Genomic DNA, 13,324 nt, shown 5'->3' with positions numbered 1-13,324 from the left:
CGCTTCTGGCGTCCCGTAGGGGGATCGTTCACCGGCACGGTTCCGCCAAGGATCCGTAGTGCTGAACGCGACAGCGGGGAGAGTGGGACCGCAAGGCACAGATCCGATCGACGTGGGCACAGAGGCGAGGTTGTTCAGCGCTGAGCTTCACTATCTCGCCATCGGGTCAGAAGTTCGTCCATCTGCGATCGCCTGCCCCTACTGTGTAGCGATGAGGCACCGTCCCGTCAGCGCAGTAGTTGGTCTTGTTCTCGTGGCGTCTCTCGCAGGCTGCGCCCCGATATCTGGGGAGGACCCTCGCATCACTCAGTGGCGTGCAGAGCGCCAAGCGGATGTGGAAACGGACCGTGACGTTGTTGCGATTCTCTCGCTGAACGCTAACGCCGACGATGATGGTGGCCACGTCGAAGCGACTCTCGCGCGACCCGCCCTGCCGACAGCGATCACCTTTGAATGTCTCGGCGACGGAGTGATCGATCTCGAGATCGGATCGCTGTCCACGGCAGGAGGCCCGACGACGAGGACGACGACGACCCTCGAGGCGATCGACTGTGCCGATGGCCCGCACGAGATCGACCCGGCGTCGCTCGGCGAGAAGCCGATTTCGACTGTCGAGGCCACCGCGTCAAACGCGGACGGCGACACGGCCTGGTTCCTGACGATCCACGGAGACATCAACGCTTCCTGAGGTCGGCGTGACTTCTACACCGGCCACGCCGGCGGCTCGTCCCGTATGGGGATCGCCTACGGTCGGTTGAGTTCGGCTAGTCGACGGTTGTAGTCGGCCAGTTCGTTCCGCATCTGCTCGATCGACCTCGGCGTGAAGCGCCTCACTTGCAAGTCAAGAATCGCATTGGCCACCACGTCGCTGACCTCGAATGCCGCGGCGACGGCTGCCCTCTCGTCGTCGCGACCTCCCGAGACGTTCGCGCACACCTGAAACAGCTTCTCGGGGTTCTCGATCGCTCTGATGTAGCCGTTGAGGATCTCGGTGAGTGCCACCAGGTTGTGACGTTCTTCGTCGTCGTTCAGGCGGTCACCGTACCGGCCATGGCCGCCGCTGCGGGCGTCCGATGAGGGGTCGTCGTCCGGCCGCCGAAGACGGCGTCTCGGCATATGTCGTTTTTCGTAGTCACCTGCACAACTTTCGCGATGCGACGGCAGTCGTGCAGACGACCGTGAACATCGAGATGCCCACGGTCGTCTGCACTATCGATTCACGAGGGGCGAGCCTGTCCCGCGCGGAGTCGTTGTTCGGCCGGCTACCGCGCCCGCCTCACATTTCACGCCGTCCTCGTCCCGGGCCGCGGCGCGGTCGCAACCGTCTGAGCCGTGTCGGGGCAGAGGAGTTCTCGGAGCCTGTTGCGTGCGCGTTGGTGTCGGCCGTGTGCAGTCGAGGTGCTGACCCCGAGAATCGCGGCGGCTTGGGGGAGGGCGAAGCCGTCCCAGAGGATCAGACGCACGAGCTCGCTCTGGTCGGGTGGCAGCTGGTCGAGTGCGTCCTGCACGTCGAGGGTTGCGGTATCGGTCGATTCGATGGGCTGGGTTTCGAGGTGCTGACGCAGCTTGAGGGTCAGGTCAGCGTGTCGGAGCGTTCCTCGGGCTGCGTTCGCGAGGAGTCGGCGGGCGACCCCGAACAGCCACATCCGCGCCTGCTCCGGATCGGAGGGCAGCTGGTCGATGCGCCGCCAGGCGACGACGAACGTCTCGCTGAGCAGATCGGCGGCGTCGGCCGCGACGCTGACGCGCCGGCCGAAGTAGCTGAGGAGGTCGGCTGCGTTGGCGTCGTGCAGGCCCTCGAGAGTCGTCTCCCGGTGATCGCGGCGCCTCCTGCCCATCACTCGGCACCGCTGGCGCCGCACTGGCCAGCCATCTCGAGAGACACCCCGCCGGCCAGGTGGCCCGCCTCCTCGAACACGCGGGACACCTCGTCGCTCATGAGCGTGCTCGCGACGATCCCACGATCTGCGTCGGGAACGTCTCCCGGGTTCCCGCCCTCGGCTGTGATGCGATCCTTCAACGCCTGCCGTTCGGCCTGTTCCTCGACCAGTCCGGCTTCGATGTCCTGGGCGGTGATCGCCGCCACGAGGGGAGACCAGTCGTAGTCGGCCAGGAACTCGCGCGCCTGCTCGGTGCGCTCGTTCACGTCAGCGTCCGAGAGTTGTCCGCCGTACTCGGGGACGACCCGCGCGACGACGGCGCAGAGACCGACGTTGCTTCCTGCGTTGAGTTCGAAGGTGCGTTGCACGGCAGCATCCGGAGCCCAGCCGACCCAGCTCAGCAGAGCCGGCCCGGCGACCGCGGCCGTCGTGCCGACGCCCACGAGCCCGATGCTGAGGATTGCAATCCCAAGACCGGACCGCAGCCGGAAACGGCGCGGACGGCGCTCGTCCGCGACGGCTCGCGCGATCGCACGCGCCTGCGCTGCGTTCCCCGGATCCGATCCCAACGCCGGCGGTGCAGCTCGACGCACCAGCTCATCGATGTCATCCATGTCGTTCCCCCTCAGTGATTGCCCTTCACTGTGGACATGTCCGGACAGCGCTCCGTCGTAATGCGAAGCCTCAGATAGTTTCGCGAACCAAGCGCAGACGATCAGCGAGCCATGATTCTCACGCGCAGCACTCGGCATTACATTCCGGGCATGACCCATCGCACGCTCGGCAACGCGTACACAGCCGTCCTCCTGACTGTGGGTGCGGCAATGATCCTCATCGGATCGCTCACCTCGGGGTCAGTGGGAGCCGCTGCCGCCGTCGCCTTCGGGGCAGCGGCGGTGGCGGCGGGGCTCGTACTCCTCGGCATCCGCTTGACCACACCCGGCCGCTAGCTACGCGAGGAGGCGAATCGTGCAGTCCGTGTCCGGAGTTTGCTCCGATCAACGAGACCTTCTCGGCTCGTTCAGCTGGTGATCAGGCCTTCGAGTCGCCCCGCGGCGGTGTTGATGGTCGAAACCGCCGCGAGGGTGAAGAGGCACGCGATGCCCGAGAACCAGGTGCGGCCGGGTGCTCCGGCGCTGCGCCGGTTGAACGCGAGCCACCAGGCTCCTACCACCGAGACGCATGCGGCGATGACCGAGCCCAGCGCCATCCGCACGTGCTCCTCCGGGCCGGGCGAGGACCACGAGGTCGTCGCGAGCACGATGAGCACCGGCACCACGATCCTGCCGAGAGCACCCAGCAGCACCGAGTGGAGGTAGCTGCGCGGAGCGGTACCGCGCGTCGACGTGTTGGTGGTCTGCGTTCTTGGAGTGGTCATGTCACTTCTCCCATCGTCGCGGGCTTGATCCGCGTTACTTACGGTCGCGATCGACACGCGCGACGATCGCTCGTAGCGCCTCGATCTCGATGCGGAGGGCGGCGGCACCCTGAGGGGTGAGTGCCACCCAGTTCTTCGCCCGGCGCCCGTCGTACCCCCGCCGCGTGGTGATGTAGCCGGCGCCGAGCAGGACTTCGAGGTGCCGCCCGAGGTTCCCGTCGGTCAGATCGAGGGTGGTGCGCAGGAAGCGGAAATCGGCTTCGCCGGCCTCGTGAAGGATGGTCAGAATCGCGAGACGTGTCCGCTGGTGAACCGCATCGTCCAGGGATGCGAACTCGTCGTCCGCCGACCCCTCAGCGCCTGGTATCGCGGACACGTGCTGTCTCCTGCCGAAAGACGAGGACACCCATCACGGTGAGGGCGAGGCCGATGGCCGCGAGTACGACGTCATCGACGGACAGAGGAGTGAAGCGGTAGGAGTCGACCGGGATCAAGCCGAATCCGTAGGCAGCGTTCTGCATGAAGCTGTAGCTGAGGAGAGGGGACGCTATCGCTATCGCGAGGCCGGCGATCCACTGAAGACGGTTCTCGAGTCGCCAACCGACCACGAACAGGAGCACTCCGACGAGGAAGGCTGGACCGGCGAACATCGTGATCAAGAGAGTCAGAACCGAGACCGCGGCGATGATCGCGGTGACAAGCCCGATCCGCTCCCGCCCCATCCCCACACCCGCACGACCGGCAGCCGCTTTCAACGCGGCCCAGAGAACGATGCTCGTGACGGCAGGAACCAGGAAGCTCACGAAGAACAGCCTCGGCCCGACGAGGGGCACCAGTCCGGCCGCGATGACCCCGACGCCGGAGATGATGAGCGGCAGCGAAGATACCCGTCGGGCAGCCCGGACTCGTTCTTCCAGGGGGGTGCGCGTCAATGACATGCTGCTCCGATCACTCTGCGATGTAGAGCAATCTACTCTGCGATGCAGAGTTCTCGCTACGCCGTCCCGTATGGCGATCGTTCATCGCGTCAGGTCCGTTGAGCGGCTGCCGGGTACGTGGACGCGAGGTGGTCAGCGGAGGCGGAGGGCCCTGGGGGCTCGGAAGAGAGCGATGAGTGAGAGGGCGAGCGCGAGCGCGTGACTGATGGCGAGCGGTCCGCTGATCAGGAAGACGATCCCGGCGCTCGGCACGTTCCATCCTCCGAGGAAGACGATTAGAGCGATTGTGAGGTAGCAGGCGTACAGCGTCGTGCAGGCGACCGAGGCCCTCCACCACGTCGTCCACCGAGCGAAGAGGGGCGGCAGTGCGAGAAGAGCCCAGAGCAGGATCCGCACCAGATCCGGGCCGGAGTCGCTGAAGGAGTCGACGGAGGAGTCTCGGGCGAGGAGGTCGATCACGGCGATCACTGCGAGCGGGCTTGCAAGGACGGCGGCGACGAGCTGCAGGAGCTTCGAGGGCATGAGTGGACTGGGTCGGCTTGGGTGTCGAGCGTTCGTGTCCTGCTGTTCCAGCGCGGTCCGAGCGATCATGACGGGATCGCCGAAGGAGCTGTCGATTCCGGGATGGTCGGCTGTGTCGGCTGTGTCGGCAGCGTGCTCGGAGGCCTCTTGGAGGAGGCTGCGGCGTGATCGCCGCGGCAGCACGGCCAGCTCGCGCCGCAACTGGGCCTGGTACGGGCGGCGGGTCTGAGGGGCCTGTGTGGTGGTCATCAGTGCGTCTCCAAGAGGGTGTCGACGGTGGTCCGGAACGGCGCCCAGGCCGAGCGGAACTCCTCGAGCCGGGCGCGACCCGCGGGAGCGAGGGAGTAGTAGCGCCTCTGTCGTCCCTGACTCGACTCGGTCAGCTCGGTCGACACGAAGCCCGTATCGCGGAGTCGTGAGAGAAGGGGATAGAGGGTGCCTTCGCCGGCGAGCATCCCTTGCTCGCTGAGCGTGTGCGCGAGATCCCGCCCGTACTTCGGCTCGCCGGAGATCGCCGCGAGGACGCAGAACTCCAGAACCCCCTTTCGGAGGTTCGTGAGGATCTTCTCGGTGTCGGTCGCCATGGACACACTATGCCTTGTGTCGCAAGGCCTGGCAATACCCAGTTCCTCTCAGTCCGCACATCCGGCTCATCGCACCCGTCCCGCAAGGAGATCCCCTACCGGACTCCGGCGCGGTCAGGTTGCGGGCCGAATCCAACCAGCCCCACCCAGCATTCGTCTCATCGGTGAGAATTGGCAGCTGGTCGGAATCAGGCGATCGTCATGAGCCCGGTGATGAGCAGCGTTGCTCCTCCGAGTCCTGCGATCGACAGGGTGACGGAACGGACCGCACGAGGGGGAACCCGAGTTGAGAAGAAAGAGGCGATGACGGTTCCGAGAACGAGCCCGGTCAGTGCCCATCCCAGTCCTGCGGCGTCGCTCGAGATCGGCCGTAGAAGCGCAAGAGTGACGACGTTGAGAGGGAGTGCGAAAGCCTGCAACGTCGCAGTGGCAACGATCGGAGGCCATCGACGTTGAGCAGCGAAGAGCGCAACGGGCGGCCCGCTGGCGGCTGCGAGGACGTTGAACACGCCGCTCGTTGCCCCGGCGATGACAGCTCCCCGCGTCCCCTCGAGCCAGGGGAGTGCGCGCCCCGCAACTATCAGGGCCGTCGCGAGGAGGATGACAGCCCCGGCCAAGGCGGAGAGAAAAGGTGTTCGGACAGTGTTCGCGAGAGTGATCGCCGGTACGACCAGCACCGCCGCGGGCAGCAGGAGGCGGAACGCGTCTCCGAGGCGCACCTGCCGAAACGACCGGAGCAGGATGACGATGTTGAGCAGGATCGACATCGCGAGAACGGTTCGCACGCCTTGATCGTGACCGACCGTGAGGACGAGGAAAGGGGTGCAGACCAGAGCAAAGCCGACACCGGAGAGCACCTGACAGGCGGCACCCGCCGCGACGACGAGCAGTACCAGCACATTCAGCAGCTCCACCGCGCACACCTCCCCAGCGGGACGTTCCTGCTGCTCGATCGCCACACACTACCGAGAGCGGCCAGTTCGGCCACGACAGGCCTCGACCAGTTCCGGACGGGGATCGTTGGCGAGACATCCAGTGGATCCGTCATCGGACGAGGGCGGCGATGACTCCGAATTCGATCAGGGCGTCGGGGACGCTCAGTTAGAGTGCGCGTCGAGTGACGTGAGGTACTCGGCGTTGCCTCGCATCGCCGGCTTGTACCGGTCGAGCTCGGTCGCGTCGACGTGGTCGGCCAGGAGGGTGAGCAGGCTGGCGAGCGCGGTGTTCACCTGGCCGGCGGCGTGGAGTGTCAGGGACTCGAACACTCCGAGGGAGACGGACTCCGGGAACTCGTCTCGCGCGCGTGCGAACAATGCTCGAGATTCCTCGATTTTGCCGAGATTGCGGAGGGTGCTGCCGTACTGGAGGTAGCAGCGGCGGCGGATGTCTCCGCTCAGCCCCAGTTCCATCGCCCGCTCATAGAAACCGAGAGCGGTCGCTTCCTCTCCCGCCGTGTCGTACGCGCCGCCGACCTCGTAGACGACTCGGGGATTCTCGGGGTGCTCGTCGTAGAGGGGGAGAAGAGCGTCGATCGTGGGACGCATGTCCTCCCGGTTCCGGGCGGCGAAGATCCTGTCCAGTCGCGCATCGAGAGTGTCTGTCATGGCCGGTCTCCCTAGGAAATCTCGCGTGAGCTGATTCGGACCGAGACAGTCTGACATTGGCCGCGTCAGGCTCACGCTGGTGTCCGATAGCCGGGCGCTCACTGCATCACTCCGGAAAGCGAGATGCACCCCGCATCGGCGCGGGCGGAAGCGTCCCGTAGGACCCGCCCGATGAATCGCCCGGTGACGGGGCGGTTTTCGGGACACTTCGACGGCGGATCAGAAGTCAAGGGCGCGCACCCGAGCTGAGGTGCTCGTCACCCCCGAGTCACAGATGCGTTCCGATCCCGACCTAGCGGGGGAGCGGATCGTCTGAACGCAGGACGCCGCCGTCAGCCGACCAGCTGTACCGTCCGCTCGAACGCGTGGTTCAGCTCGTCGTATCGAAATAGCGGATCGCCGGCCGCTGGTAGCAGTCCTCCGAATGTGCCCTGGCGGGCAGCGACCTGCTCGGTGGCCGATGGGTGCCCCGCGAGTACGCCAGCAGCGTCTCCGCGGGATCGGACGATCGGTCCCTGCCCCCGACGTCGATCGCCGTAGACCGGCTGCTGACGTCGTGCCCGCTGCGGCGTCCGCTCACGCCCGCGCCTCAGCGCCGCAGCGCCTGCACGGAGGCGAGCACGTCCCGGCCGAGCGCCGAGGTGTGCGGCCAGGAGTCCGAGATCCGACGGGCGAGAGGGCGAGCGGCGCGGCCTCGGACTCGCGGTCACCCCGGAGTCGTCCTCATCGCCGTCGTCGCATCCCTCGGAGGCTCAGCAGCCTGAGCCGTCCGCACCGAGCGCCGCCGCCGCGCCGAGCGCGATCAGCGACTGGTCGGTCGCGACGGCGACCCGCGGGAAGCCGAGCGCGCGCAGCTGCCGAGCGCGGTCCGGGTCGCCCGCGTAGGCACCGGCGCCCCTGCCCGCGTTCCTGGCGGCCGCGGCGATCCTCGGCAGCGGGTCCCCGGGTCCGTCCGCGGCGAGCAGGTCGGGCAGCTCCCGGCCGAGTCCGATCGCGAGGTCGAACGGGCCGACGAAGACGCCGGCGACCCCCGGCACCGCGAGGATCTCCTCGACCGCGTCGAGGCCGGACTGCGTCTCGATCATCAGCCAGAGCGCCGGCCGCGCCTCGGCGGCCGACGGGGGCGCGGCGCCCCAGAGGTCGGTCATCGGACCCCAGCTGCGCCGTCCGAGCGGCGGGTAGTGCGCGGCGCGGACCGCCGAGGCCGCGTCCTCGACCGACTCGATCATCGGGACGACGACGATGTCCGCTCCGGCATCGAGCGCCCGCCCGATCAGCGGGTCCGAGAGCCCGGCGACACGGACGGCGACGGGCGGACGCTCGCTCACGGTCGCCAGCGCGCGCATGGTCGCGAGGACCGCGGCGTCGTCGAAGGCGCCGTGCTGCGCGTCCAGGCAGAGCCAGGCGGGCCCGCCGCGCGCGATCTGCGCCACCGTCAGCGGCTCGCCGAGCCGGCACCACACCCCGTCCGCACGACCGCCTCCGAGTACCCGCTCAGCATCCACGGATCCGATCCTCGCGCATCGGGGGCGGCCACGAGCGAGGGCCTGTCGGTGCCGATGTCGGTGGGGTCGACCTACACTCGGACGTATTCGAACACATGTTCGATCCCGTGAGGAGGGCCGAGAATGAGCGTGACTGTGGTGGACCGCATCGCGACCCCGGCCCGGGACGCCGTGGCCGTCTCCCTCCTCGTCCCCGCCGACGCGGTGGCGGCGGGCTTCCCGTCGCCGGCGCAGGACTACTTCGACGGCTCCCTCGACCTCAACGACCACCTGATCCGGGACAAGACCTCGACGTTCATCGTCCGCGTCTCGGGCGAGAGCATGACCGGCGCCGGCATCAGCGACGGCGACGAGCTCGTGGTCGACCGCTCACTCACGCCGACGCACGGGAGCGTCGTGATCGCGATCCTCGACGGCGAGCTGACCGTGAAGCGGCTCGAGCTGAGCCCCGGGGGAGTGGTGCTGCGCGCGGAGAACCCGGACTACCCGCCGATCCTCGTCGCGGAGCTGAGCGACCTCCAGATCTGGGGCGTCGTCACCGTCTGCCTGCACCGGCTGCACCGTGCGCTCTGAGCGGCGGATCGGCCTGGTCGACGTGAACAGCTTCTACGTCTCCTGCGAGCGGCTGTTCGACCCGAAGCTGCAGGGGCGGCCGGTCGTCGTCCTCTCGAACAACGACGGCTGCGTGGTCGCCCGCTCGGACGAGGTGAAGAAGCTCGGCATCGAGAACGGGACGCCCTGGTTCAAGGTCCTGCCCCTGATCCGCTCGGGACGCCTCCCGGAGGTGATCGCCCGCTCCAGCAACTACGAGCTGTACGGCGAGCTGTCCGCGCGGGTGATGGAGCTGCTGGGCCGCTACTCGGCCTGGCAGGAGGTGTACTCGATCGACGAGAGCTTCCTCGGCGTCGACGGCGACGTGGCGGAGCGGGCGAGGATCGGCCGGGCGATGCGCGCCGCCGTCGCGAAGAACGTCGGCCTGCCCGTGTGCGTCGGGTTCGGGCCGAGCAAGACGCTCGCGAAGTTCGTCAACAAGGGCGGTGCGAAGAAGCACCCGCGCCTGGGAGGCGTCTGCGACACCGACTGGTACACCCCCGAGCAGCTCGACGCGCTGATGGCGTCGCAGCACGTCACCGAGCTGTGGGGAGTCGCGGGCCGTACCGGGAAGCGCCTCGCCGAGCTGTCCATCCACACGATCCGCGACCTGCGCGATGCGGACCCGGCGCTGATCCGGAAGAAGTTCTCCGTGGTGCTGCAGCGCTCCGTCTACGAGCTGCGCGGGGTCGACTGCATCCCGCTCGAGGCGGCCCGGACGGTGCGCGACCAGTTGATCTTCTCCCGCTCGTTCGCCACTCCGGTGACGACGATCGCGGACATGGAGCAGGTGCTCTCCGTCTACGCGCAGCGCGCGGCCCACCGGCTGCGCGCGCAGGGGTCGGTGACGAAGACGATGAGCGTCTTCGCGTCGACGTCGCCGTTCTCGGACGCGCCGTACGAGTCCGCGGGCGGCCTCGCCGGCTTCCCCGTGCCGACCGACGACCCGGTGGCGATCGTCAAGGCGGCGATCGGCACGCTGCGGCCGCGACTGCGCGAGGGCGCGCGTTACGTGCGGGCCGGCGTGATCCTGACGAACCTGTCGCCGCGCGACTCGCACGCCCTCCTCGAGGTGTTCGACACCGCGTTCGACAGCAAGGGCCTCGGCGCGACGATCGACGCCGTCACCAAGCGCCACGGCCGCTCCGCCGTCGGCCTCGGGCTCGCCGGGATCCGCAAGGGGCCGGTCTGGACGATGAAGCGCGGCGCGCTGTCGCTGCGCGCGACGACGCACTGGGGGGAGCTGGCGACGGCGCACGCGCGCTGATCCGCTTCGTCCGGCTCGAGCGGATGTCCGTGAAGGCGCGCGGGCAGGTGAGCGACGGCGGACGGCGACCTCCTCCCCGCCTGGCAGACCGTCGTCGAGGTCGCCTGCACCGGCATCGCGGAGAACCTCAGCGTCGGCGCGCTGCGGCGCCGGCCCGGGCGCGGGCCGACTCCGATGCAGGCCATGGCGGGCTCATCGGGAGTGCATAGCGTCGTCGCCGATCCTGATCTCCCGGCGGGGACCCCGCGAAGGGTGACGCTCAGGGAAGGTCGATGCGATGAGCACGGTGCTGCGAACAGTTCGACCGGCGCCCGCAGCGTCGGACGGCCCGGGGGTGGACGTCTCTTCGGGTGAGCGCCGCCGCCGCGCCCTCCGGCGGCGGAGGCGCTCGGCCGATGCGCTGGTGACCGCGTGCGTCGTCTCGGTCGCCGTCGCGATCGCGCTGTTCCTCGCCTCCGGTGGTCCGGAGGCCGTGACCGACCTCCCGACGGCGCTGTCGGCGGCGGGGATCGTCGCCGGGCTGGTGGGGACCGATCTGCTCCTGCTGATGCTGGTGCTCGCCGCGCGCATCCCGTGTATCGATCGCACCTTCGGTCAGGACGTCGCGACGGCGCTGCACCGGCGGCTCGGCAAGCCCGCCCTCCTGCTGATCCTCGGTCACGGCCTGCTCCTCACGGTCGGCTACGCCATGACGGACGGGCTCGACCTCGTGCAGGAGAGCCTCGCCCTCTACTCCGGCAGCGACATGCTGCTCGCCCTGCTCGCGACCGCGCTGCTGCTGCTCGTCGTGGTCACCTCGCTGGTCGCGGTCCGCCGCCGGTTCGCCTACGAGGCGTGGCACGCGATCCACCTCCTCAGCTACGCGGCCGTGCTCGTCGCGGTGCCGCATCAGCTCTCCGCCGGTCAGGTCCTCGCCGAGGGGTCCGCGCAGCGCGCCTACTGGATCGCCCTCTACGTCGCGGCGTTCGGCTCCGTCGCGTGGTTCCGGTTCGCCGTGCCCGTCGTGCGCACCGTCCGCCACCGCATCCGGATCGAGGCGGTCGAGACGATCGCACCCGGGGTGTTCTCGCTGCACCTGACCGGGCGACGGATGCGCTCCCTCGGCGCCGTCGGCGGTCAGTACGCGATCTGGCGGTTCTGGAGCGCCGGCACCTGGTGGCACGCCCACCCCGTCTCCTTCTCCGCCGTCCCCACCGACCGCACCGCCCGGATCACCGTCCGCGTGCTGGGCGCCGGCACCGCACGCCTCGCTCGACTGCGGCCGGGCACGGCCGTGTCGATCGAGGGCCCCTACGGGATCTTCACCGACACGGCGCGCACCGCTCCACTCCTCGCCGTCGTCGCCGCGGGCATCGGCATCACCCCCGCGCGCGCACTCCTCGAGCACAGTGCCCTGCAGCCGGGCGAGGCCACCGTCCTCCTGCGCGGGGCGGATCACGCGCAGGACCGCCTCTGGGACGAGACGGGCGAGCTCGTGCGCCGCGGAGGCGGCACTCTCTACTGGATGCAGGGGCATCGCCCGTCCGGCAGCGACACCTGGCTGTCCGCCGAGGCTCTCTCGCGAGGCGTCACGCTGACCTCGGTGTTCCCGCGGCTGCTCGACTCCGACCTCTACGTCTGCGGACCGGACGCCTGGAGCGAGCTCGTCCTCCGCGACGCCCGCAGCGCGGGCCTCCCCGAGCACCGGATCCACATCGAGAGGTTCAGCTGGTGAGGACACGCGCCGCCCTCGCGAGCGTCCTCGCGTCCACGGCCGTCCTCGTCATCGGCTGGGACCTCGGCGCCGCGGGGAGCACTCCCGCCGGACCGGCGCCGGAGGCCGCAGCGCCGGCCGTCTCGACTCCGACTCCGACAGCGACGGCCTCGAGCGGCTCGAGCGGCTCCGGCACGTTCGAGGTTCCGACGCCGAGCTCCACCCCGTCGACGCCCTCGGCGCCCGCCGGCACCACCGGCACCGGCGGCACCGACAGCACCGGCGGAACGGACGGCACCTACACGGGGACCGCCGTCGCGACCCGCTACGGCGACGTGCAGGTCGCGATCACCGTCGCCGGTGGCGCGATCACGGACGTGACCGCTCTGCAGCTGACGGACAAGGAGAACCGCTCCGTCTCGATCTCGAACCGTGCCGCACCGATCCTGCGCAGCGAGGTCCTCGCCGCCCAGAGCGCCGACGTCGCCTCGGTCAGCGGCGCGACCTACACCAGCGACGCCTACCTCGACTCGCTGCAGTCCGCGATCGACCAGGCCGGCCTGTGATCTCGACCTTCCCCACGATGGGAACGGTCGCGAGCCTCCGGGCCGAGGCCGACGCGCCGCTGGCGGCGATCCGGGCGGTCTTCCGGTCCGCGGACGAGCGGTTCAGCCTGTACCGGCCGGAGTCGGAGGCGAGCAGGATCGCCGACGGCCGCCTCCGCCTCGCCGACGCGAGCGCGGAGATGCGCGACGCCTACGCCGAGGCCCTCGAGTGGCGGACCGCCACCGACGGCGCCTTCACCCCGCACCGCCCGGACGGCGTGCTCGACCTCGCCGGCACGGTCAAGGCCCGCGCGATCGCGGCGGCGGGGAGGCTGCTGGAGCGCGGCGGCGACGCGCCGTGGCTCCTGACCGTCGGGGGCGACGTCCTCGGATCCCGCGCCGTCGACGCCCACGCCGACTCCCACGCCCACGACGCACCGGTCCGGATCGGGATCGTCGATCCCGACGACCGCCGATCGCTCCTGTGCGCCGTCCCGCTCACCGGCGACCGGCGCGCCGTCGCGACGTCGGGCACCGCGGAGCGCGGAGAGCACGTCTGGCGGCGCCCGCACGACGCGGACGGGGTGCGCTTCCGCCAGGTCACCGTCCTCGCGGGCGACATCCTCACCGCCGACGTCCTCGCCACCGCGGTCCTCGCCGGCGGCGAGCCGACCCTCGACCGCGTCCTCTCCCGCTGGGACGTCGACGTCCTCGCCTGCGGCACCGGGGGAGACCTGCTGGTCTCCGAACGGCTCCGCGCGGCGATCAGCGCCCGCCCGACGATGCAGGCGAGCGTCATAGACGGGTCATAGGAAGC

17 protein-coding genes are annotated in these 13,324 nt (G+C 69.5%); 6 read left to right on the top strand and 11 right to left on the bottom strand.

Annotated features, from left to right (window positions below; genetic code table 11):
- The first annotated feature begins 334 nt into the window (after window positions 1-334).
- Entirely contained in the window at window positions 335-688 is a 354-nt protein-coding gene (locus EDF45_RS21010) for a hypothetical protein (RefSeq protein WP_104345938.1), read from the top strand.
- 56 nt (window positions 689-744) lie between these two features.
- On the opposite strand, the gene EDF45_RS07785 is transcribed toward EDF45_RS21010, so the two are convergent.
- The 11 genes from EDF45_RS07785 to EDF45_RS07730 all read right to left on the bottom strand — a co-directional run bounded on the left by EDF45_RS07785 (window position 745) and on the right by EDF45_RS07730 (window position 8,411).
- On the bottom strand, window positions 745-1,116 hold the full coding sequence (locus tag EDF45_RS07785; RefSeq protein WP_123735669.1) for a hypothetical protein: 372 nt from the start codon (window positions 1,114-1,116) through the stop codon (window positions 745-747).
- Between the two features lie 167 nt (window positions 1,117-1,283).
- Window positions 1,284-1,838 carry an RNA polymerase sigma factor gene (locus EDF45_RS07780; RefSeq protein WP_148060242.1) on the bottom strand — a complete coding sequence of 185 codons (555 nt, stop codon included), beginning with the start codon at window positions 1,836-1,838 and terminating at the stop codon, window positions 1,284-1,286.
- Entirely contained in the window at window positions 1,838-2,494 is a 657-nt protein-coding gene (locus tag EDF45_RS07775) for a hypothetical protein (RefSeq protein WP_123735667.1), read from the bottom strand. Before EDF45_RS07775 ends, EDF45_RS07780 begins: the two co-directional genes overlap by 1 nt.
- Window positions 2,495-2,901: 407 nt before the next feature.
- Window positions 2,902-3,258, bottom strand: coding sequence for a hypothetical protein (locus tag EDF45_RS07765; RefSeq protein ID WP_123741014.1), 357 nt, complete (start codon window positions 3,256-3,258; stop codon window positions 2,902-2,904).
- A gap of 34 nt (window positions 3,259-3,292) precedes the next feature.
- A complete protein-coding gene (locus tag EDF45_RS07760) occupies window positions 3,293-3,634 on the bottom strand; it encodes a transcriptional regulator (protein ID WP_260311999.1) in 342 nt (113 codons plus the stop codon).
- A complete protein-coding gene (locus tag EDF45_RS07755; RefSeq protein ID WP_148070815.1) occupies window positions 3,612-4,190 on the bottom strand; it encodes a hypothetical protein in 579 nt (192 codons plus the stop codon). Before EDF45_RS07755 ends, EDF45_RS07760 begins: the two co-directional genes overlap by 23 nt.
- A gap of 138 nt (window positions 4,191-4,328) precedes the next feature.
- Window positions 4,329-4,718, bottom strand: coding sequence for a hypothetical protein (locus tag EDF45_RS21005; RefSeq protein WP_148060241.1), 390 nt, complete (start codon window positions 4,716-4,718; stop codon window positions 4,329-4,331).
- 248 nt (window positions 4,719-4,966) lie between these two features.
- Entirely contained in the window at window positions 4,967-5,302 is a 336-nt protein-coding gene (locus EDF45_RS07745; protein WP_104338373.1) for a PadR family transcriptional regulator, read from the bottom strand.
- Between the two features lie 188 nt (window positions 5,303-5,490).
- Complete coding sequence (locus tag EDF45_RS07740; protein WP_123735662.1) at window positions 5,491-6,261, bottom strand: sulfite exporter TauE/SafE family protein; 771 nt, start codon at window positions 6,259-6,261, stop codon at window positions 5,491-5,493.
- Window positions 6,262-6,399: 138 nt separating this feature from the next.
- Window positions 6,400-6,906 (bottom strand): tetratricopeptide repeat protein, encoded by a 507-nt coding sequence (locus tag EDF45_RS07735; RefSeq protein ID WP_123735661.1) that lies wholly within the window; start codon window positions 6,904-6,906, stop codon window positions 6,400-6,402.
- Between the two features lie 752 nt (window positions 6,907-7,658).
- Window positions 7,659-8,411, bottom strand: a complete 753-nt coding sequence (locus EDF45_RS07730; protein ID WP_185020127.1) for an HpcH/HpaI aldolase/citrate lyase family protein — start codon at window positions 8,409-8,411, stop codon at window positions 7,659-7,661.
- A 123-nt stretch (window positions 8,412-8,534) separates the two neighbouring features.
- On the opposite strand from EDF45_RS07730, the gene EDF45_RS07725 reads away from it, so the two are divergent.
- From EDF45_RS07725 to EDF45_RS07705, 5 genes are all read left to right on the top strand, one after another.
- Window positions 8,535-8,984 (top strand): LexA family transcriptional regulator, encoded by a 450-nt coding sequence (locus EDF45_RS07725; RefSeq protein ID WP_123446383.1) that lies wholly within the window; start codon window positions 8,535-8,537, stop codon window positions 8,982-8,984.
- A complete protein-coding gene (locus EDF45_RS07720) occupies window positions 8,974-10,269 on the top strand; it encodes a Y-family DNA polymerase (protein WP_123735660.1) in 1,296 nt (431 codons plus the stop codon). The genes EDF45_RS07725 and EDF45_RS07720 overlap by 11 nt, the downstream gene beginning before the upstream one ends.
- Before the next feature lie 334 nt (window positions 10,270-10,603).
- Entirely contained in the window at window positions 10,604-11,983 is a 1,380-nt protein-coding gene (locus EDF45_RS07715; protein ID WP_260312363.1) for a ferric reductase-like transmembrane domain-containing protein, read from the top strand.
- Complete coding sequence (locus EDF45_RS07710; protein WP_123735658.1) at window positions 11,980-12,528, top strand: FMN-binding protein; 549 nt, start codon at window positions 11,980-11,982, stop codon at window positions 12,526-12,528. Before EDF45_RS07715 ends, EDF45_RS07710 begins: the two co-directional genes overlap by 4 nt.
- Window positions 12,525-13,319 (top strand): FAD:protein FMN transferase, encoded by a 795-nt coding sequence (locus tag EDF45_RS07705; RefSeq protein ID WP_260311991.1) that lies wholly within the window; start codon window positions 12,525-12,527, stop codon window positions 13,317-13,319. Before EDF45_RS07710 ends, EDF45_RS07705 begins: the two co-directional genes overlap by 4 nt.
- Window positions 13,320-13,324: the final 5 nt, after the last annotated feature.

The sequence above is a fragment of the Rathayibacter sp. PhB186 genome, from assembly GCF_003751825.1.
Taxonomy (GTDB): domain Bacteria; phylum Actinomycetota; class Actinomycetes; order Actinomycetales; family Microbacteriaceae; genus Rathayibacter; species Rathayibacter festucae.
The sequence above is the reverse complement of the archived record's forward strand: the minus strand, read 5'-3'. Positions and strand labels throughout refer to the sequence as shown.

Coding starts and splice junctions, on each gene's coding strand:
- EDF45_RS07765 (WP_123741014.1), bottom strand. CDS start 3,258: ATGACCACTCCAAGAACGCAGACCACCAACACGTCGACGCGCGGTACC.
- EDF45_RS07780 (WP_148060242.1), bottom strand. CDS start 1,838: ATGGGCAGGAGGCGCCGCGATCACCGGGAGACGACTCTCGAGGGCCTG.
- EDF45_RS07725 (WP_123446383.1), top strand. CDS start 8,535: ATGAGCGTGACTGTGGTGGACCGCATCGCGACCCCGGCCCGGGACGCC.
- EDF45_RS21005 (WP_148060241.1), bottom strand. CDS start 4,718: ATGCCCTCGAAGCTCCTGCAGCTCGTCGCCGCCGTCCTTGCAAGCCCG.
- EDF45_RS07785 (WP_123735669.1), bottom strand. CDS start 1,116: ATGCCGAGACGCCGTCTTCGGCGGCCGGACGACGACCCCTCATCGGAC.
- EDF45_RS07735 (WP_123735661.1), bottom strand. CDS start 6,906: ATGACAGACACTCTCGATGCGCGACTGGACAGGATCTTCGCCGCCCGG.
- EDF45_RS07775 (WP_123735667.1), bottom strand. CDS start 2,494: ATGGATGACATCGATGAGCTGGTGCGTCGAGCTGCACCGCCGGCGTTG.
- EDF45_RS07745 (WP_104338373.1), bottom strand. CDS start 5,302: ATGGCGACCGACACCGAGAAGATCCTCACGAACCTCCGAAAGGGGGTT.